We start from the raw sequence: 20,098 nt of genomic DNA, 5'->3' as shown, positions 1-20,098 counted from the left end.
AGGGTAAACGTATAACATTATTGTCGGGCCTGCTGCCAGCGCTGCACCAGCCATAGTACGCACAGAACCAGCACCGCCAGTCCCACTAATAGCGAAAGGCTCTCCCATCCCTGGGTAGGGGAGGCAACTATCCCAGTATGCTTAGAATCCAGACCGAAAATACCTGTCGCCATGAATTTGCCTGATGGTGTCAGGATGGTGTCAGTGAGGGTTGGAATACCATGGGCTGGCCCCAGGAAGTTTCCCCAGAACCAGTAGCCAACAAAACAAAACTGGTAGAGTGGCACCCACATGATGGTGGGGCAAGCCAGCGAGAAGGCGCTGATGAAGAGGATACCGGGCAGGATGATGATGACAAAGGCCGTTAGCGCGAGAGGTATACACGCTATATCTCCTGTACGATAGAGAACAAAGCCTGTGCCGAGCAAAAGGAAAAGGATGATCGGTATCAGGGTGGCGCAGACGCTGCCAAAGTATTTCCCGATCAGCCGTGAACCTGAAGGCTGTAGCGTGGCCATAAACAGTTCTTCTACCCGGGTGCGCCGATCTCGCGGCAGACGATCCGCGATCAGACAACCAAAGGCGGCTGGCAGGAGTGTATTAACCATCAGGGCCAGTTGGGCCATGGTCTGATTGATCGGCATTTGAAAGTAGATATGGAGGAAGTCATACAGGTGTGGTAAGCGCACGTAGATCAAGAACTGGAGCAACTCTACGAGCAGTAAACTGATCCATAAAGAGCGTCGCCGTACCTGCATTAAGAATTCATAGCGAAAGGCACCGCCGCATGCGGTCATACCATTACTCATTCTTCTGTACTTCCTTTCAACATTCTTTCGGCGTTACGCAAAAGTAGCCAGCCTATGATCAGGATGGGAATAGTGATAGCGAGTAGCTCATAATGCGGTTGCAAAAAGTACACGTTGTATTGTTCTGGTGTTGCGTTGGTGGGTGGAAAATCAAGCAGTGTAGAGGGAAAAAGCAGAAAGGGGCGTAGCCAGTCGCTCAAAGCGATGAAGTCCTTAAAGACGATCTCCGCGATCCAGATGGCGCATAAGAGCGCGACCCCGGCCGTACGGCTCTGTAACAGTAAGGAGAAGCTGCCTCCAACTGCCATACACCAGAGTAGCGGGGCCAGCCAGATCAATTGTGTGACCAGAAAGAGGCTGAGCGGCGACCACTGCCGGGTAAAGAGAGGCAGGTAGAGCATGTGTATGGCCGCCAGCGTATTGATGTAGATGAGCGCCAGTACGACCCCCAGAGCGAGCAGGCAGAGAAAGCGCAGGATGGCGGTGCGATGGTATTTGCGCGGCACCGTCAACTGCAGTTCCAGGGTGGGATCCTGGGCAATGACGGTTCCAACCATGGAACCGATGGCGATTGGTAACATCATTTCCACGCCGCCCAGCAGGGTGCGTGCGGGATCAACGTGCCTGGCATTGAGCACAAATGCCAGCAGCACAAAACCGATTATTAAGAGAACGGGAGTGAGAATGGCTCGCTTCCCTAAGAGTTTAACTTCGTAATAGAGCCGATCAAAGAACATAGCTCCTCCAATCAGATATCAGATCTCCGCCAGGCGTGGTTGCCGGGGCGCATAGATGATCGCTACCAGCAATAAGCCTGCGGCAGCAACAAAGAACATTGGATTGATCTGCCAGTTAGCGGGCGAGGCCAGATAGATACTGGTCGTGCTTTGATCAACGTGCAGGACCAGTGCCCGTGAGGCATTGATGAGCAGTGTAATCAGCGCTGAGACCCAGGAACCAATCAATAACGAAATAGCGAAAGCCGTCATCGCAAACAGTACCATGGGGGCAAGCCAGAGATGAATGATTCCCCAGATGTCCCCGCCGTGCAGCAGGGCCAGGATGCCGGATGCCAGCAGGGAGAAGAGTAAGTTATAGCTTACGAGCAGCAGAAATCGAAACAACATCACGGCACGTATCGACGTGGGGGTCGCCATGGTTAGCTCTAAACCCGCGTCATTCTCTCCACCATACAGGAAGGCGGTTCCCGAACTGGCGGAAATACAGGCGAACAGGGTCAGGTAGAGGGTGGCATTGTTGTGCATGCCCAATTTCTGTAGCGATATAATGCTCAACACGGTACCGAACAGAATGATCAAGAACGACCAGAGCCAGATGCTCTTATGCAGCAATGCGCGCTGCCTTTGCAGCAGCAAGACATGATGCCAGCACGCATTCCCTATATTCTTGCCAATGTCTTTTATGTATAAGGATCGTGGGCTTATCCTGGCTGTTTTCAACTCCTTGATAGCGGAAGGATTGGACGAGATAGTGACTGCCTCGGATGTCTGTTCGCTCTGATGACAGGTGAGAGCATATTGGGCCGCGTCGCGGACTACTCCATCGGGATCGTGTTGAGCTATACGCAGCAGGGAAGGGATCAGATCCGGTGTCTGTGCATGAAGCTCTCCCAGGGCCAGCACTGCCATTTCACGTACTTCCCAATCGCTATCCGACAGTGCTTGTAGCAGATACTCCAGCGGGGCATTTTTTTTCATATGGCTCAATACTCGCAAGGCTGCGACCCGCACCAGGCGATGTTCATCCTGTAATGCTGGTTGCAGTAACTCCAGGGTGAGCGCATCATTTTTTCCATCCAGTGTGCGTACTGCGGCGGCGCGTATTTCCCAGGCGGGATGGTTAAGTCCGGCCCGCTGTTCTGTAAGCGCTAGATCTGACTGCAGGTAAGGCTGTCGTTGTTCTAGCCGGGCCAGCACATTGGCAAGAAGGGTATCAGGAGCTTGCTTTGGGACGGACCAGTCGGCCTTTATGTTTTGTGGATTGGGATCTTGTGGATTCATTGTTTCTCCTTTCTTCCCTCCTGTTGTGATGTTGTCTCGAAGAGCGTACGCAGCTGACGTATCCCGCGTGAGACAGAGGACTTTATTGTTCCAAGAGGCTGATCCAGTAAATCTGCGATCTCTTGATATGTGAAATGCTCGAAATAGTAGCAGGTAATACAGATACGGTATTTTTCTGGTAATTGAGCAAGCAGGCTTGCTAATTCCTGGCGCTGTTCCATTTGCTCGAAGAGTAGCTCTGGGTGCTCTTCCGGACGACCCAAGATTTCCAGCATAGCGCTATCTTCCGTGATATCCAGCGGCACAACGTGCAGGCGTGCGCGGCGCAATGAATGTGTATAGACATTCAAGGTCACACGATAGAGCCAGGCCTGTAATTTTAGTGTACGTATACGTTCAGGCGTATAGTTTTCTAGCGAAACATACGCATTCACAAAAGCTTCTTGCACAATATCTTCTGCATTCTGCTGGCTCGCGGACAAACGATAGGCAAAGGTATAGAGACGATGCTGATAGTGCAAAACCAGTTGCTGAAAATAGTGGTGCAGATCGGCAGCAAGCAATCGCGGCAAATCTTCTTCCCGCAAGTTCATGGCATTTTATCCAACGTAGTCAGCATTATTGGCATCATGCTTAGCTGTATCCAGCTCATCTGACCTTGTTGCGTCCTTTCTAACAGGATATTGTCTTTTCATTTGGTAAATACCAAAATTCTTACCGATGGTTGCACTTTGCCGCAATGGTTTTTATAATTGGAGTTAATACTTTATTGGACGTCTATATATTCATCGTTAAATTTTATATGAGTTGCTCGTTTGTATGATGTGGGCTGAATATAAATCTTTCACTGGATTGAGTCCAATGAGTGACAAATGTACTGAGAAGCATCTATATATTGTGGCGAAAATCGTGCTTCTTTAGAACGATACGGCGTGGGCTAGTATGTTGTCGTCGCCCTTATGTTCTTGAATTTATCTTTAGTTATATTGAAAAGCCTAAGGTGAGGAGAAAGTATATGCAGTGTCGTGTATGTGGAGCGCCCCTTCCTTCTGGAGCTAATGCGTGTCCTTCGTGTGGTTCTGCTGTACCAGCATCAGATGTCAATCCACAGGAGCCGCTGGCACCGACTGCTTATGCGGGACCAGCACCCGCGACTAATTATGGTAGTGCGCCAGTGCCACCACCCCCTAATTATAACAATAGTCCCTATCAATCGGGTCAGTCTGGTTCATCGCCGTATAATCAGAATTACCCATCGACACCGTATAATCAGCCGGGTCAACAATATCCTTCAACACCCTATAATCAGCCTGCGAATAATTTCCAGCAGGGTGGGTATCCCGGCGCTCTCGGTCCTCAGACGCCTTATTCACCTCCACCCAAGAAATCACGGGTTGGCCTGATTATTGGTATTGTGGCGCTGGTGCTGGTCGTTGCTTGTATTGGTTCGGTGGTCTTTGCCAACAAACTTGGCGGGCTAACATCAACAGACTCCACGCCTACAGCTGTCGCGACAAAAGCGGTTACGCCGACACCTGCTGTGACCCCTACTACCCAGGCCAATACTTCGCCATCGGGTAATCCGATTGACCCACTGGCTGCATCTATTATTATCCATCCACAGACGGCCGGGGCTGTTGATGCTAAAACATTGGAGCCAAAGGCAGATACGATCAAAACAACCTTTAAAATCAATGAGGCGATCTATGTCACCTTCAACCTCGATCCTACCAAATATGATATTACGAAAGAGAAGGATTGGGTGAATGTGCGCTTCTATCGAGGGAGTCAGAGTATTTTGAAGGATGATCCCCTGGCTTTGGATAAAGAAGAAACCGTGGGCTATTTTGGTGCGAAATATTATCTGCCTACCGATCAAGGTGCGGCCGAGATATATTGGTGCCACACTTCCAACTGTAGTGATGGCAAACTGGCCCAGGTTGTACATTTTACTGTGACAAATTAGATAAATTGTAGGTGCACCCTTTGCGGGCGCTGCATACTTATCGTTAGAAACCGCTCCCCAAAAGCGATTGGGGAGCGGTTTCTAATCAATTTACAACGTCCTTACGGTTTTTTTTCATTTCTCTCTGATTTTCAGGCATTGCCGTGAGCATCTGTGTGGTGAATATGGGCGATATGCGTGACATGCACATCAGCGTTGAGCATAGCACCTATGGAGCAGTATCGTTTTTCTACCAGCTCAAGCGCCCGCTGCACCACATCCTCGCTGATGGCGGGTCCGCTAAAATGATGCTCGACTGTAATGGTGTGAAAGATATATGGTGGTTGTGGTGTTTTTTCTCCGCTAACCTGTATGGTATAGGTCTCGATAGATTGCTTCATTTTTTGTAAGATTGGCGTGATGGCCATGCCCGCGCAGCCTGCCAGTGCCGCAAGTAGCAATTCGGTCGGGCAGGGTCCCGCGCTCTCTTCTGGAGCAAGATCGGCTGTATCTAATAGCATGCTATGGCCAGAACCTGTGTCGATAGCAAAGGTGAGTCCCGCGCCTCGCGTTGCCTGTACATTCATGGTGGTCTTCATCGATGTGTGTTCCCCTTTGATAATCTTTACGTTCTGTGGAGTAACTGGTTGTTTATATAGACGATTTTCTTATATCAATGTTCACACCTATCAGCGTTGGTGTCGCGGATAGTGGTATGGCTCGCAATCCACAAAGTGGACCTTCGCATGCGTCTGGAAATTACTTATAATCAGCTTGAGCTATTGAGTGGAAAGGATGCTAGAGCATTTATGATGCAGATTGAGCCCGTTACATTAACGGGAAACGTGGTGCGTTTAGAGCCGCTACAGTTGAGCCATGCTGAGGATTTATTGGATGCGGGCCAGGAGCTTGAGACCTGGGCGTATATGCCGGTCAATCCTAGTATTTCTAAGCAGGCAATGGAGCAGTGGATTGCCGAAGCCTTGCATTTACAGCAGACTGGTTCAGCTTTGCCCTTCGCGATCATCGATCAGCAGAGCGGGCGCGCTATTGGCTCAACACGCTATATGGCCATTACGCCAAAAGATTATGGTCTGGAAATTGGCTGGACCTGGATTGAGCCTGCTTTTCGGCGTACGGGCGTGAATACCGAGTGTAAATATTTATTGTTGCGCCATGCTTTTGAGAAGGCACAGGCTATTCGCGTGCAACTGAAGACCGATAGTCGCAACCTGCGTTCCCAGCGTGCGATTGAAAGGATTGGGGGAGTTAAAGAGGGGGTATTGCGTAATCATATGATTATGCCCGATGGCTACTATCGCCATTCGGTCTATTACAGCATTATCAATACCGAATGGGAGCACGTTAAAGCGCAACTGGAAAAGAAAATGCGTTAAGGATGCATTTTTTTTCAGCTATATGGTCGCTATAATTGTGTTGGCAAATCAGGCTTTTGTGCCTTCGGCCCCTGACTGTACGCGCCTTCGGCGCTCAAAATTCTTTAGAGTGAGTTGGCTGCGGGGCGCCCAGCGCCCCGCAGCCAACTCACTCTAAATCAAGGTGCGGCCGCGTATGCGGACGCCCGCAAGGGGGCGCGTTATTTAAGAGATTTGTTGTAGGTGCAGAATGCAGCTGGCGTAAGAGCTGCGTCCCAGCGGAAGCGCAATACCTTGATGCATTAGTGCGGCTCCAGAATATTCCTGCGCTTCTGCGTCAACAATCCCCATGAGTTGTACACGATAGTTGCTGGTAGGTTGCAGGCCCTGCAGGCGCAGCCTGGGGGTGGTTTCCCAGAAAGGATTGGTGCGACGATAGGCGAAGACGACCGCTTCGGTGGCGTCGGGCGCCACGCTTTCTACGGCGGCCCAGTTCCCCGCTGTAGCGCTCGGTGAGAGCAACCAGTGCTGATCACCATCCTGCACCAGTGGACGGATCTGTTTGTAGATGGCGATCCAACGTTTGGCCTCTGACAGATCTTCTTCGCTCCAGTGCATCAGATGGCCTCCGATTCCGAGCATGCCCATCATGGCCACGTGGAAGCGGTATGCGAGCGGTATTTCATTCTGGACGCGATCGCTGGGGGTGTCGGTTACCCAGTCACCCATAACGCGGCCTGGCAGAATATGTGAGATGCCCTCCTGAATGAAGAGACGAGCATCGGGATGGGTGTTATCGCTGGACCAGATCTGGTCGGTGCGCTCCAGGATGCCCAGGTCGGCGCGGCTACCGCCACTCGCACAAGATTCGATGCTCAGTTTGGGATGTCGCGCCCGGAGCGTATCCATGATGGTGTAGACGCCCTCAACGTGGCGCACCCAGATTTCGCGTCCATTGTTGCCAGCGGCGACATATTCGGGCCAGCCGGGTTCAGAAATGGGGCGATTCATATCCCATTTGATAAAATCGACGCCATGGTCGCCAATTAGTTTGTCCAGCAGATCAATCAAATACTCCTGTACATCCTGGCGACCAACATTCAGCACGAGCTGGTTACGCGCCTCGCTGCGTGGACGTGTGGGAAAATGATAGATCCAATCCGGGTGGGCCCGGTAGAGATTGCTATCGGGATTGACCATTTCCGGCTCGACCCAGATGCCGAATTGCATGTCCAGCTCATGTACGCGATTAACCAGTGGCTGCAGACCATTGGGAAACTTTTGGGGATCGACGCGCCAGTCACCCAGTCCGGCATGGTCATGGTTGCGTGCCGGGAACCAACCATCATCTACCACAAAAAGTTCAACCCCTAGTGCCGCTGCGCGCTCGGCCAGCTTGCTCTGCCCCTCTTCATTGACATCAAAGGTAGTGGCTTCCCAGGAATTATAGAGGACCGGCCGTGGCTGACTGGCCTGTGGCTGGGGCAATACATGCTGCCGCACATAGTTGTGGAGACGGTGGCGGCTACCGTTAAAGCCGTCGTTGGCAAAGCCAGCTACGAAATCAGGCGTCTTAAAGCTTTGTTGTCCGGTCAGCACCCGGGCAAAATCATGCTCATGAATACCACCGGCGATCGCGGTTTCGCCGGTGATGCGCGTACTGATACGCAGGTTCCAGTTGCCACTCCAGGCGATGGTGCCAAAATAAACCTCTCCCTGTTGTTCAGTGGCTTGCGTATCGATGGCAAACCAGGGATAGGCCGTCGAGCCTGTGGTCCCTTTGCGCGACTCGACCTGCACCGAACCCGCTACGATTGGCTGTTGCTGGACGCGGCTCTCTCCGGCCCAGTGACCGGCCAGCGTGGTTAGACGGCGCGGAGCGAACTGCTGTGGTAGATGCCAGACGGCCGAAAACGCCCTCTCCAACAGAATTTTCTCATTGCCCAGATTATGGAAACTGGCTGAACGGATAATCAAGTCGTTTTTGATGTCGACCCGATATGTGAGCATAACCTCTAATGGATAAGCCGCATCGCGCAAATGCAGGCGCAATGCTGGTAGTTCTTGTTGCTCCCCAACCTCTGCGCTGGCGAAGCGTAAATCGATATCGCGTGTACCATCGGAGAACACCGCCTGGGCTGCGAACTCCCCAAAACGTAATCCTCCCAGGACAGGATATACCTCAGGCGCCAGCGTCAGGGCGACATCCTGCGAACTCCGCTCCGCAGGTAAGCTGGCTGCAGCTATATCGGTACCGAAAGGCAGACGTGCTCCCCAATATAGTTGCAGGAGTAAACCCTCTTCGCTAACTCCCAGCGCATAGGTGCTATGTTCAGTTACTAGCAACCAGCTCTTATTGTCAGGCTGCTGGTGTATCCCAGCCGCAACTTTCTGGATAATCTGATTGGTTTGCATGTGGAACTTTATCCTTCTGTTTGTACTTATGTAGTATAAGTATAATCACTTTTATATAAGGTAGCGTTTCTACCCCAACCTGTCAATGGTCGCCCCTGACGGGTGGACGCATGCGTGCCCGAGCCTATTTTATAAGTTGATGCACATTGAGCACCGCATAAAATATATTCTGAGCTTAAATACCTTTTATTTATTGTTGCGACAGGTGCGCACCGCGCACCTGTCGCAACAATAAATAAAAACAGCTCGGGCGCGTATGCGCCCGCCCTCAAGAGAGCACCTGAAAATCAGGAAAAATTTCAGATGCTGAATTTATCCACCTTTTGTGCTATACTTTTAATAACTTCGTTAATGGCATATGCAGGTTGGATCGAATAGGCCTGGGGATGGAAGTCTGACGTGAAGAAGTGGTGGAACGGAGGTGAACATGCTTCCAGAGCAACATGGTGCCATTGTGATTCCCAATAACAACTTTTTTGCCAATCGTAATGGTGTACCCCCGCGCTATATCATTATCCATGGGTCGGCCGGAGGCCGTCGTGCGCAGGACATTGCCGCTTACTTTGCCTCGACAGAAGGCACGCTTAATCCTGTCAGTTGTCACTACATAATTGGCCAGGATGGCACTCTCGTACAATGTATTTCTGAACGAGATGGCGCCTGGGCCAATGGTCTGTTAACCAAAGGACACGATAGTTTTTGGAACGTGTCTATCAATCCTAATCTCCTCACTATTGCTATTGAGCATTGCAAACCATCTCTTGATAATTCAGATGCTTTGACCGGTCCACAACAGCTGGCCAGCTTTGTGCTTGTGCACGATATTTGTCAGCGTTGGGGCATCCCTATGCGGATAGCTGATGCTGAGGGTGGTATTACCGGCCATTTTTCGCTTGATCCTATCAATCGCAGTCGCTGCCCAGGAAACTATCCCTGGGAGCAGTTGTGGACATTTTTGGAGGGTAAGAAGAAGAAGATGCTCGATTTAAATGATCCAGTTGTCAGGCTATTCTTTACTGATGGTGGTAATGGGACCTGGAAATGTAAAAATGGTGTCATGTTACAGGGGGCAATTCTGATTTTCTATCGTAGCAATGGTGGCCCATCTATCTTTGGTCTTCCTCTTGCCAATGAAATACGCCTGCCCCAATATCCAAATACTGCGATTGTACCCTGCGAGCGAGCGATTATCGCGTTTGACCCCGAGCGCAAAATTGATGCTCCTCCTATTCACGGTCCGTGTTATCTGCTACATATCGAGTCTGGGGTGGGACAACAACTCTTGCTGCAACGCTCAAATGCGCTGATCCATAATCTGTCTGCTAAACTAACTCAGATTCATGCCCTGTCCGAGATCTAAAGCCCATAGAGAGGAGGGCCAGACTGGTTCTCCTCTTACCTGCATATGTCATTCTACTGCAGTAACGTTTTTTTTCGCCTCGGTAGCTTTTGAGAATCCTTTGTGCATATATATACATAATTGCCATAATCTTGACTAATTAGAGCTTTAGATGGTATTTTCTAGTAAGAGTATGGTTGATTGGTGAACAGTTGCCATGTCAACATTTTATTAGCCACTATTTTAATGCAGAGGGATATCGGGATCATTGTCTGGCGTTATTTCCTTTTTTTGCCTCTCTTACGAGGAAAATAACGCGATCCTACCACCAGTATTTCCAAGGAAGGAAAACATATGACCACTGGAGTGAAAGGCTTCAATGCTAAAAAAGTATTGAAAGCCGGTCTTACTACTATGCTGCTCTTGCTGATGACGACGGCCATCTTTGCCCAATCGGCGCCCGTTAAAGCGGCAGGAACAGTTCCTAATGTATCTGTGACCGTCCATTATTTCCGACCAGATAATACTTACGATCAATGGAATCTATGGATGTGGACTATTGATACTGCCGGCAACGGTCACAATGGAGCAAGCTACAATTTTACCTCTCAGGACAGCTATGGGGCTGTTGCTAATCTATCGATTCCGCCTGACACGAATCAGACTGTGGCAACTGCCCGGGTCGGTTTTATTGTACGTAAAGGCAATTGGGAACAAAAAGATATTGATGCCGATCGCTTTATCAATATCACCAATGGTCGGGGTGAAGTCTGGCTCGTATCGGGCGATCCCAATGTTTATACGACGCTAAATGATGCGCTTGAAGCGCGCAAGCCGCATGTCGTAAATGCATTTTTAGAGGATAATCAGACTGTGGTGACACAATTATCAACTCCGATTAATTTTCCTTATTCCCCAGCTGATGCCAGTGTCGTCGACACCACGAGCAATAAATCGATCTCTGTTAATAGCGTGACGCCTTATGATCCCACCAAAACCACTCAATCTGATCTGGTGACCCTTAAACTGAATGGCGTTCCAGATGTCACACATATTGTAGATGTCAAGCTGAAAGACTTTGTTAACACAAAAACGATTATCCCTCGCAACGTGTTAAATCTTCCGCAGTACACCTACCAGGGTGATGACCTTGGCAATCAATATGATGAGTCTTCGACAGCGTTCCGCGTCTGGGCACCGACTGCTTCAGATGTCAAGCTGCAACTCTTTAACAGTGAGAGTGGGCCGCTTACTAAAACGGTGGCGATGCACAAAGGCGACAAAGGTACGTGGCAGGTACACGTGCGCGGTAATCTGAAGAACTGGTACTATCTCTATCAGGTAACTGTTCAAGGGCAGACGCAGACAGCGGTTGATCCCTATGCAACGGCGATTGCTGTCAATGCCACTCGTACTATGATTGTCGACTTGCATGATACCAATCCCTCTGGCTGGCGTTTCGATACGCATAAAACACCGGCCCATCCTGAAGATGCGGTTATCTATGAAGTACATACGCGTGACTTCACCATCAATCCGAATTCGGGCGTTAAAAATAACGGTAAATACCTTGCCTTCACTGAACAGGGTACAAAGGGACCTGGTGGCGTTTCAACTGGCGTTGATAGCTTGAAGGAACTGGGCGTTACCGACGTTCAAATCATGCCCGCCTATGGCTTTGCCAGTATCGACGAAAATAATCCCAACCAGTATAACTGGGGCTATGATCCGCGCAACTACGATGTACCTGAAGGTGCCTACGCTACCACTCCTCATGGTACCACTCGCATCACTGAGTTTAAACAAATGGTGCAGAGCCTGCACAAACAGGGCATTGGCGTGATCATGGATGTGGTATACAACCACACCTTCACAACTAAAATAAGCGATTTCGATAAGATTGTCCCGGGTTACTACTATCGCACAGATTTCTCGGGCTCCTATACCAATGGCTCTGGCGTTGGAAATGAAATCGCTGCTGAGCGCCCGATGGTACAGAAATTTATTCTCGACTCGGTCAAATATTGGGTCAATGAATATCATGTTGATGGCTTCCGCTTCGATTTGATGGCTCTCCTGGGCGTGGATACCATGAAGAAAATTTCAACTGAACTTCACGAAATCAATCCTGGTATTCTCATTCATGGCGAGCCCTGGACCGGCGGAACATCTTCGCTGCCCGCCAATCAACTGCTCACCAAGGGCCAGCAAAAAGGCCTCAACCTTGCTGTGTTTAACGATAACCTGCGCAATGGCCTGGACGGCAACGTCTTTGACAAAACCGCTCAGGGTTATGCTACCGGGGCGACCGGCCTGACAGATGTGATCAAAAAAGGTGTGGAAGGTAGTATTAACGACTTTACCGCCTCCCCTCGCGAGACGATCAACTATATTACCTGCCACGATAATATGACGCTGTGGGATAAAATCGCTGCTAGTAATCCCAATGATAGCGTCACAGATCGCATCAAAATGGATGAACTGGCCCAGGCCGTCGTTATGACCTCGCAGGGCATTCCATTTATGCAGGGCGGCGAGGAAATGCTGCGCTCAAAAGGCGGTAACGACAATAGTTATAACGCCGGCGACGCCGTCAACCAGTTCGATTGGTCCTTGAAAGAGCAGCATAAAGATGTCTTTAACTACTACGCGGGCCTGATCAAACTGCGCACCAGCCATCCCGCCTTCCGCATGACGACTGCAGATCAGATTAAAAGCAATCTGGTCTTCCTGAGCAGCCCGGACAACACTGTGGCTTTCATGCTCAAGGACCATGCTAACAATGATAGCTGGAAAAATATCATGGTCGTCTACAATCCTAACAAGGCCGCTGCCAATGTTGCACTTCCCGCTGGCAACTGGAACATTGTCAGCACACAAAACACAATGGGACAACAGGTACCTGGCCAGGTAACGACCAGTGCCACCGTCCCACCCATCACCACTATGGTGCTCTACCAGAACTAACCATCGTCCCCTATGTTTCGGGTTCCTCTTCCTCTGAGGAGCCCGAGACGTTTTCAGGCAGGGCATCGTCGAAATTATGCAATGCATGTACAATGTGATAAGAACATGATATAGTAATTTGCTTATTGCATCATTTTTTAATAAATGAGTTGCGTCAGTGGCATAGCGAAAGATGGTGTACCCGGTTTTCTTCTAAACGCATTCTTGCGTTGTATGTGCTCTCTTTTTTTGATAGATGGGTAGTGGGAGCAGATGTGGTTGTGATGACAATGGAAGATGTGGTTGTTGATAGTGAGCGATTTGTCGTTTCATTGCTAAAAGAGAGGAGTAGTACAACATGACTCAAATGACACAGACACGGATGCATATCGGTCCTGTCCAGATTGGCATCGCTGTGTGTACCCTGGCAACAGCGCTGATTCATCTTTATGAGGCGGTCCAGCCAGGCGAAGATTTGCGTACCTGGTTTATCCTCAACTGTATCGGCTACCTTGTTCTGCTGATCGCATTGTTTCTTCCGCAATTGTTTGCCTACCACCGCCTGATCAACTACGCCTTGATCGCGTATACGGCGATCACCATTCTTATGTGGTTTCTGATAGGTTTGCCATCTGCGTCAATTGGATATGTGACCAAACTTATTGAAGTACTATTGATTATATTGTTGGTAACTGAGGACCTGCAGGGCCGTCGGCGTCCCTCGGCATATCCTGCATCGTGAAATGACTTTAAAACTGCTATTAGATATTAGTAATTAAAGGATTAAATCTCCTTCAGGTGCAGGGATGCACTGGCTTCCCCTCATTTTGCTTTCAATCGAAGTAACTTCTTTTCCATTTTATCTACTTTCATGAGGAATATTCATGGTACTGGCTTGAATTGGACATGGAGGGTATTCCTTTTTCATCTAAAGTTGATATAATTAATATATCAACTGATCGATCGAACAATGAGGAGGCTTTAAACGATGTTGCCGCTTTATGAGCAAGTATATCAGTATTTGTTAAATGAGATTAAAAGCGGAAGATTGCAGGGGGGAGATCGAGTTCCATCGGAGAAGGAACTGGCGGAGCAATTCAACGTCAGCCGTATTACTTCTAAGAAAGCGCTGGAAAATTTGATGCAGGCGCAGTTAGTTGAGCGTATTCGTGGCAAGGGCACTTTCGTTGTACAAACGTTGCCTGATCTACAGGACTCCGCCCATCCTCTTTCCTCTGATGTCTTTCATGGCTCACGCGAACATACGCACGATGATCATTTATTGATTGGTGTGATTATCGAGGATGTAGCGGATTCCTATGGGTTGCGCCTCTTACAATCTATTGAGGAGTGTTGCTCTCAACATAAGATGCATATGCTTCTGAAGCGCACCTATGGCAAGCGCGAAGAAGAAGAAGCGGCCATTGAGGCTTTTCTACAATTTGGTGTGGATGGCCTGGTGATTTTTCCTGTGCATGGCGATTATTATAATCCTAAAATTCTCAAGCTCGTGGTAGATAATTTTCCTGTCGTACTGGTAGATAGATATCTCAAAGGTGTAGCTGCTCACGCGGTCTATACTGATAATCGCAAGGCTGCCTATGACCTTACTACATACCTGATCGAGCAGGGGCATCAACATATCGCCTTTGTTTCGCCGCCGCTGGAAAATACTTCAAGTATCGATGAGCGTCTACAGGGTTTTTCTGCCGCTTTAACTGACCATGGGGTACCGTTAAACTCGAATTATTGGTTTACCCACTTCGTCAGCACGTTGCCTGCCGTATATCGCAAGGAGGATGTCTTCGCCAGCCAGCAAGAACTGACGCAATTTATTCAGCGTAATCCCGAGATTACGGCGTTTTTCACTTGCGAATATAGCCAGGCCATGCTTTTAAGGCATGCCTTGCTTGCACTTGATCCACAAAAAGCATCCCAACTTACGATTGTTTGTTTTGATTATCCGGAACAGTTATTTAATACCCCGCTTTTTACTCATATTCAACAAGATGAAATAACGATGGGAAAGCAGGCCATCGATATTCTCTTTGGGCAAATTCAGGGCCAGGATGAGCCCCTTGTCTCTGTCATTCCTTATACCCTTGTGCGAGTAGATTAGCTTTTTCTACGCCTGCTGTAGTTGATATGCGTTTTTGGTCTATTGATATATTGACATATTAAACATAATGATGTTATATTCTCAATAAGAAAGAATGCATTAGCTTCTCAATGGTGACAGCCATACCTTTGCCTGGCTTCACATAGATGTCAATAAATGTCTTTATGTGTTAAGTCATGTTTTTTGCCCGATGAAGAGAATTGAAATTTGGTGATGATGTTGTCATATCAATCAACTTTAGGACGATATACTATCTTGCACCGCCGTTTGCAGGAAACCAGAGAAATGCTTCAGCAGCAGGATCAGCTTCAGCTGGAAGCGATTTTTAGTCGCTGCATTTTAAATACACTCGAGACCACTGTAGAGCTTTTAGATGATGGAACGACCTTTGTGGTGACGGGTGATATCCCTGCGATGTGGTTGCGTGATTCTACCGCCCAGGTCAAACCGTATCTTACTATCGCAGCAGATGATAAAGACGTACAGCGTCTGGTGCGCGGTTTGATTCAACGCCAGGCACAATATATTTTGCACGATCCTTACGCGAACGCGTTTAATCGCGATGCCAGTGGGTCAGGTTTTCCACAGGACCGTACCGAGATGACCCCGTTGTTATGGGAGCGCAAATATGAGCTTGACTCCCTGTGCTATCCCCTCTATTTGTTGCATGAGTATGTGGTTCGTACCCAGGACAGTTATATTTTTAACAACACGTTGCACCATATGCTGCAGCGTGTTGTGGACATCATGTGTATAGAACAACAGCATGAGCTACAATCGCCCTACTATTTTGAACGTACCAATGGAGCTGCATCTGATACTTTGCCGTTCCAGGGCCGAGGGACGCGCTGCAACTTTACTGGCATGGTCTGGTCAGGTTTCCGGCCCAGTGATGATGCCTGTAAATTTGGTTACCTGGTGCCTGCCAATATGTTTGCAGTGGTTGTACTCCAGTATGTGGCTGAATATGCACGTTCGATGTACCAGGATGAAGAGCTGGCGTCCCGGGCGCTTCGCTTGCGTGAAGAGATCAACTTTGGCATTCAGACATACGCTATTGTGCAGCATCCTGTCTACGGTTCCATTTATGCCTATGAAACCGATGGTTATGGCAACTATAACCTGATGGATGACGCCAATGTGCCAAGCCTCCTTTCGCTGCCATATTTAGGTTACTGTACTGCGGACGATCCAATTTACCGCAACACGCGCAAATTTATTCTGAGCTCAGCTAATCCTTACTATTTCAGTGGTACGCAGGCGCGCGGTGTTGGGAGCCCTCATACACCTCATGGCTATATCTGGCCGATCGCGCTTTCAATGCAGGGACTCACTGCTACTGACGCGCAAGAAGTGGCGGAACTGGTTCAGATGTTGGTGAGCACAACGGCTGGTACCGGATACATGCATGAAAGCTTCCATCCCGATGAGCCTGAGCGCTATACCCGTTCATGGTTTGCCTGGGCCAACAGTCTGTTTGGAGAGTTTATCTACCGCTGGATAACAAAGAATACGCCCCTCTAGCTATCTCGCTGTGGGTGTATTTTCTTTGTGGTCGCATTAACGATGCTAAAAGACATGACATGAGAGAAGGTGTTCAATGAAGACACAGGTGCAAGGTGTGGGTGCAGGAACAGGCAGCACAAGCGCTTCAGCCAATGGTGGTACCCATTCCCCCAAAACCGGTCGTGCGCGCCAGTACAAATGGCGCCGTGGAGATGTGATTGCAGGCTACCTCTTTATTATGCCATCGATTATTGGGTTTGGCCTCTTTATTGCGTATCCACTGGTCTTTTCTGCCTACTACGCTTTTACCGATTGGAATGGCTTGAACGATCCTACCTGGATTGGTTTGAAGAATTTCCAGTATATGTTTAGCAAAGATCCTGCCTTCTGGCCTTCATTGCGTGCAACGGCCTATTTTGGGATACTGAGCGTGCCCTCGACGCTGGTGCTTGGCTTATTGCTGGCGGTATTGCTCAATCGGTCGCTGCCAGGTGTTCGGCTCTTCCGTACCATTATGTATCTGCCAGTGGTCTTGCCTGGTATTGCTGTACTGACGCTGTGGAAATATTTATATGATCCACTGTTTGGCCTGGCGAATCAGGCCTTGAGCTTTTTGCATCTGCCCACAAGTATGTGGCTGGGTAGCGAGCAGATGGCGATGCCTTCCATTGTGTTGATTGGCCTCTGGGGTGTGGGTGGGACGATGATTATTTTCCTGGCCGGCCTGCAGGCGGTACCGCAAGAAGTGTATGAAGCGGCCATGATGGACGGAGCCGGAACATTCAACTTATTTTTCCGTATCACCTTGCCGATGATTTCTCCTATTCTCTTCCTGCAATTGGTCTTGCAACTGACGGCAGCGTTCCAGGCCTTTAATCAGGCCAAAGTATTGACCGGTGGTGGTCCGCACTTTGCTACCAATCTCTTTATGTTCAAGATCTATAACGATGGCTTTCAGGGCGCCTTTCCTCAGCTTGGTTATGCAACGGCAGAGGTGTGGATCCTTTTCATTATCATTTTAGCGATCACTGCTCTGACTTTCCGTACCTCATCAATGTGGGTTTACGCAGAGAACGCTGACTAAATGTAATCAGGATGATTACGGGTGAAATGGTTTTATCCCTGGAAAGGAAGAGATAATACATGAGTACTATAGCTCATATGCCGGTAAAGAAGCGGAATGAGATGCCATCAGCGGAGCAGCGTAAGGCTAGCCATCTGATAGGGAAAATTGCCTGGTATGCGTTATGCATACTGCTATCGATTTCGATGATTTTCCCCCTGTTGTGGATGATCACGATTGCGCTTAAAAGTAATAGTGCAATCCATGAATTGCCGCCAAGACTTATTCCTAATGAGTTTCACTTTGAAAATTTTATTCTGGGACCAGCTCAGATTCATTTTCCGCTGCTGTTTATGAACTCGACCATTATTGCTGTGGTGAATACGGTTGGTAGCGTGATTACGTCGATGCTGGTAGGTTATGGTCTATCGCGCATCCATTTCCCAGGTCGTCGCATCTGGTTCTATGTGTTTATCAGCAGTATTTTTGTGCCGCCGCTGATCGGCTTGATCCCGATAGTACGCCTGGCCATTAATATGGGCTTTTACGATACCTGGCTTCCATTAATTCTGCCCGCCTGGCTGGCGAATCCATTTTTCATCTTCCTGTTCTATCAGTATGCACTCTCCATCCCGTACTCGTACGACGAGGCGGCCAAACTGGATGGTGCCAATCACTGGACTATTTTCTGGAAGATTATAGTACCCCTGACGCGTCCAATCTGGATTACGATGGCGATCATGTCCTTTCAGGCATCATGGAATGACTATCTCTCGCCATTGGTCTACCTGATTTCGGATGAAAAATTTACTCTTTCCCTGGGTATGGCTTCTTTTGCGGGTCAATTCGCTGGCGTCGCGACCACGCAATACAACTACTTTATGGCCGCCAATGTGTTCTACATGCTTCCACCTCTGATCCTGTTTTTCCTGGCTCAGAAATATTTCATGCAGGGACTTGGCTCACTGGGTAGTTCGATGACGCAAAAGTAAAGAAGCTATACGCCGTTTTCGCTTTTTATCGCTGGTTAATGTTGACCGAATCGCGACCCATTTCATTTGTCGATCTCATTTTTTGAGGAGAGGTTGTATCTATGAAATTTACGAGGACAAAGACTGTCTTATTGATCACTGTCATTTTATCTATGCTGTTGACAGCCTGCGGTGGTTCCAGTGGTGGAACCGGGGGCAACACGACCGTAAGCTTTATGACGTGGGAGAATAATACGACGAATGCCGCTATCGATTCGGCGATGTCGAAATTTCCCGACAAAAGTATCACTATCCAGCATATTCCTTCTCCCAACAGTGATTTTGGCCAGAAAATTACGTCTTTGACGATGGCTAAGAAACTGCCCGACTTTTTCTGGTGCGGCAATGATACCGAGCAAGACCTGGGTAGCAAAGGTGTGCTTTTTGATTGGTCTAAGTATATTAGCCAGACCAGCAGCAACTTTGATCAGAAGAACTTTGCTCCTTCCGCCCTCAAGGCCTGGTATTCGCCAGATGGGAGCAAGCTCTATGGCCTGCCTACTCTGCTCAATACTTATGGCTATTTCTACAATGCCGATCTCTTTAAGGCAGCCAAAGTAGCTCTTCCGACGACGAACTGGACCTATGATGACTTCTTAAAGGCGGCCCAGGCGCTGACTGTGAAGAGTGGTGGTAAGGTTACGCAGTATGGTGCTCTGAGCGGTCCATATGCTGATCCATTTGGTATGAGCAACTATGCTGTCTCGGCTGGTGGCGCACCATTCGTTGATCGTATTATCTCGCCAACGAAAGTTACGATCAGCCCCGAGTTTGTGGCTGGTACGCAGAAGTTTGTTGACGCGGTGAAGAATGGCTATGTTACTCCTCCTGATTACCAGAGCAGCGATCCTTCGGCCGCTTTCCTGGCTGGCAAAGTGCCAATGTTCTGGGGTGGTCAGTGGTTTGCCGCCAGCTTCATGCAGGCCAATCCCAAGTTCAAAATTGGTTTTGTGCCACAGCCGATCGTCAAAACTGAGTCTCAGACCTATGATGCTGTTGGTATCTGCTCACCAACCTACATTAAAAATCCAGATGCTGTCTGGAAAGTTATGACCTATCTGGATGGCACTGCCTGGAACGACATCCTGCCCAGCGCTCCTGTTGCTCCAGCTGCTTACCTGCCAGCTTCTCAGAAATACTTCGATACTTTGAAGGCAAAGGGATATCAGAGCGTGAGCGATTCTGTCAGCGCCAGCCTGAACACGCCTAATAAAGTTCCTGTGCGCTTCATTTCATCCTGGTCAACCAAGGCAAATGACGTTATCACGGCCAACTGGAATGATATTCTCAGCGGCAAAAAGCCTGTTCAGCCCACACTGGACAATATGGCCAAACAGCTGAATGATATTATCCAAAACAACGGACAATAAAAAAATACGCATGGGGAGGTGCAAAATGGGTGTCGCAACATCCGTTTTGCACCTCCCTAAAAAATTGTTTATAAATATATAATTTAAAATCGAAAATAATCAAATAGGTTCGGGCCTTGCGCCCGATTTCTACCTTGACGCATGGAAACATTTCCTAT

Annotated in this window: 16 protein-coding genes; 10 read left to right on the top strand and 6 right to left on the bottom strand. The window is 48.8% G+C overall.

The genetic code is table 11. The features are described from left to right. Nucleotides 1–17: 17 nt before the first annotated feature. The 4 genes from JMI88_RS20965 to JMI88_RS20950 are packed head-to-tail and all read right to left on the bottom strand — an operon-like array spanning nucleotide 18 to nucleotide 3,423. Nucleotides 18–809 (bottom strand): hypothetical protein, encoded by a 792-nt coding sequence (locus JMI88_RS20965; protein WP_201363930.1) that lies wholly within the window; start codon nucleotides 807–809, stop codon nucleotides 18–20. After that, the gene (locus JMI88_RS20960; protein ID WP_201363929.1) at nucleotides 806–1,546 is read right to left on the bottom strand and encodes a hypothetical protein; all 741 of its coding nucleotides are present in this window, start codon (nucleotides 1,544–1,546) and stop codon (nucleotides 806–808) included. Before JMI88_RS20960 ends, JMI88_RS20965 begins: the two co-directional genes overlap by 4 nt. An 18-nt stretch (nucleotides 1,547–1,564) precedes the next feature. Continuing rightward, complete coding sequence (locus JMI88_RS20955; protein WP_201363928.1) at nucleotides 1,565–2,830, bottom strand: HEAT repeat domain-containing protein; 1,266 nt, start codon at nucleotides 2,828–2,830, stop codon at nucleotides 1,565–1,567. Then, nucleotides 2,827–3,423, bottom strand: coding sequence for an RNA polymerase sigma factor (locus JMI88_RS20950; protein ID WP_201363927.1), 597 nt, complete (start codon nucleotides 3,421–3,423; stop codon nucleotides 2,827–2,829). Before JMI88_RS20950 ends, JMI88_RS20955 begins: the two co-directional genes overlap by 4 nt. Nucleotides 3,424–3,845: 422 nt before the next feature. Between JMI88_RS20950 and JMI88_RS20945 the strand changes: the two genes are divergently transcribed. Next, complete coding sequence (locus tag JMI88_RS20945) at nucleotides 3,846–4,796, top strand: hypothetical protein (protein WP_201363926.1); 951 nt, start codon at nucleotides 3,846–3,848, stop codon at nucleotides 4,794–4,796. Between the two features lie 131 nt (nucleotides 4,797–4,927). Here JMI88_RS20945 and JMI88_RS20940 read toward each other — a convergent pair whose 3' ends face one another. Further along, on the bottom strand, nucleotides 4,928–5,374 hold the full coding sequence (locus JMI88_RS20940) for an OsmC family protein (protein WP_201363925.1): 447 nt from the start codon (nucleotides 5,372–5,374) through the stop codon (nucleotides 4,928–4,930). A 210-nt stretch (nucleotides 5,375–5,584) separates the two neighbouring features. On the opposite strand from JMI88_RS20940, the gene JMI88_RS20935 reads away from it, so the two are divergent. After that, complete coding sequence (locus JMI88_RS20935; RefSeq protein ID WP_201363924.1) at nucleotides 5,585–6,172, top strand: GNAT family N-acetyltransferase; 588 nt, start codon at nucleotides 5,585–5,587, stop codon at nucleotides 6,170–6,172. 204 nt (nucleotides 6,173–6,376) lie between these two features. Here the strand turns inward: JMI88_RS20935 and JMI88_RS20930 are convergent, their stop codons facing one another. Further along, nucleotides 6,377–8,566 (bottom strand): alpha-galactosidase, encoded by a 2,190-nt coding sequence (locus JMI88_RS20930; RefSeq protein ID WP_201363923.1) that lies wholly within the window; start codon nucleotides 8,564–8,566, stop codon nucleotides 6,377–6,379. Nucleotides 8,567–8,993: 427 nt separating this feature from the next. Between JMI88_RS20930 and JMI88_RS20925 the strand changes: the two genes are divergently transcribed. From JMI88_RS20925 to JMI88_RS20890, 8 genes are all read left to right on the top strand, one after another. Then, complete coding sequence (locus tag JMI88_RS20925) at nucleotides 8,994–9,926, top strand: N-acetylmuramoyl-L-alanine amidase (RefSeq protein WP_201363922.1); 933 nt, start codon at nucleotides 8,994–8,996, stop codon at nucleotides 9,924–9,926. A 333-nt stretch (nucleotides 9,927–10,259) separates the two neighbouring features. After that, nucleotides 10,260–12,872 carry a type I pullulanase gene (gene pulA, locus JMI88_RS20920; protein ID WP_201363921.1) on the top strand — a complete coding sequence of 871 codons (2,613 nt, stop codon included), beginning with the start codon at nucleotides 10,260–10,262 and terminating at the stop codon, nucleotides 12,870–12,872. A gap of 337 nt (nucleotides 12,873–13,209) precedes the next feature. Then, nucleotides 13,210–13,593, top strand: a complete 384-nt coding sequence (locus JMI88_RS20915; protein WP_201363920.1) for a hypothetical protein — start codon at nucleotides 13,210–13,212, stop codon at nucleotides 13,591–13,593. 246 nt (nucleotides 13,594–13,839) lie between these two features. Then, nucleotides 13,840–14,970 carry a GntR family transcriptional regulator gene (locus JMI88_RS20910; RefSeq protein ID WP_201363919.1) on the top strand — a complete coding sequence of 377 codons (1,131 nt, stop codon included), beginning with the start codon at nucleotides 13,840–13,842 and terminating at the stop codon, nucleotides 14,968–14,970. A gap of 285 nt (nucleotides 14,971–15,255) precedes the next feature. Further along, on the top strand, nucleotides 15,256–16,494 hold the full coding sequence (locus tag JMI88_RS20905) for a glycoside hydrolase family 125 protein (RefSeq protein ID WP_201363918.1): 1,239 nt from the start codon (nucleotides 15,256–15,258) through the stop codon (nucleotides 16,492–16,494). A 76-nt stretch (nucleotides 16,495–16,570) separates the two neighbouring features. Next, nucleotides 16,571–17,560 carry a carbohydrate ABC transporter permease gene (locus tag JMI88_RS20900; RefSeq protein WP_201363917.1) on the top strand — a complete coding sequence of 330 codons (990 nt, stop codon included), beginning with the start codon at nucleotides 16,571–16,573 and terminating at the stop codon, nucleotides 17,558–17,560. Between the two features lie 59 nt (nucleotides 17,561–17,619). Further along, the gene (locus JMI88_RS20895) at nucleotides 17,620–18,531 is read left to right on the top strand and encodes a carbohydrate ABC transporter permease (RefSeq protein WP_236022989.1); all 912 of its coding nucleotides are present in this window, start codon (nucleotides 17,620–17,622) and stop codon (nucleotides 18,529–18,531) included. A gap of 101 nt (nucleotides 18,532–18,632) precedes the next feature. After that, entirely contained in the window at nucleotides 18,633–19,940 is a 1,308-nt protein-coding gene (locus JMI88_RS20890; RefSeq protein WP_201363916.1) for an ABC transporter substrate-binding protein, read from the top strand. Nucleotides 19,941–20,098 lie beyond the last annotated feature (158 nt).

The organism is Dictyobacter formicarum, from assembly GCF_016587435.1.
This window is presented reverse-complemented; position numbering and strand designations above follow the sequence as displayed.

Coding starts and splice junctions, on each gene's coding strand:
- JMI88_RS20895 (WP_236022989.1), top strand. CDS start 17,620: ATGAGTACTATAGCTCATATGCCGGTAAAGAAGCGGAATGAGATGCCA.
- JMI88_RS20905 (WP_201363918.1), top strand. CDS start 15,256: ATGCTTCAGCAGCAGGATCAGCTTCAGCTGGAAGCGATTTTTAGTCGC.
- JMI88_RS20960 (WP_201363929.1), bottom strand. CDS start 1,546: ATGTTCTTTGATCGGCTCTATTACGAAGTTAAACTCTTAGGGAAGCGA.
- JMI88_RS20900 (WP_201363917.1), top strand. CDS start 16,571: ATGAAGACACAGGTGCAAGGTGTGGGTGCAGGAACAGGCAGCACAAGC.
- pulA (WP_201363921.1), top strand. CDS start 10,260: ATGACCACTGGAGTGAAAGGCTTCAATGCTAAAAAAGTATTGAAAGCC.
- JMI88_RS20910 (WP_201363919.1), top strand. CDS start 13,840: ATGTTGCCGCTTTATGAGCAAGTATATCAGTATTTGTTAAATGAGATT.
- JMI88_RS20915 (WP_201363920.1), top strand. CDS start 13,210: ATGACTCAAATGACACAGACACGGATGCATATCGGTCCTGTCCAGATT.
- JMI88_RS20965 (WP_201363930.1), bottom strand. CDS start 809: ATGAGTAATGGTATGACCGCATGCGGCGGTGCCTTTCGCTATGAATTC.
- JMI88_RS20955 (WP_201363928.1), bottom strand. CDS start 2,830: ATGAATCCACAAGATCCCAATCCACAAAACATAAAGGCCGACTGGTCC.
- JMI88_RS20930 (WP_201363923.1), bottom strand. CDS start 8,566: ATGCAAACCAATCAGATTATCCAGAAAGTTGCGGCTGGGATACACCAG.
- JMI88_RS20945 (WP_201363926.1), top strand. CDS start 3,846: ATGCAGTGTCGTGTATGTGGAGCGCCCCTTCCTTCTGGAGCTAATGCG.
- JMI88_RS20925 (WP_201363922.1), top strand. CDS start 8,994: ATGCTTCCAGAGCAACATGGTGCCATTGTGATTCCCAATAACAACTTT.
- JMI88_RS20950 (WP_201363927.1), bottom strand. CDS start 3,423: ATGAACTTGCGGGAAGAAGATTTGCCGCGATTGCTTGCTGCCGATCTG.
- JMI88_RS20940 (WP_201363925.1), bottom strand. CDS start 5,374: ATGAAGACCACCATGAATGTACAGGCAACGCGAGGCGCGGGACTCACC.
- JMI88_RS20935 (WP_201363924.1), top strand. CDS start 5,585: ATGATGCAGATTGAGCCCGTTACATTAACGGGAAACGTGGTGCGTTTA.
- JMI88_RS20890 (WP_201363916.1), top strand. CDS start 18,633: ATGAAATTTACGAGGACAAAGACTGTCTTATTGATCACTGTCATTTTA.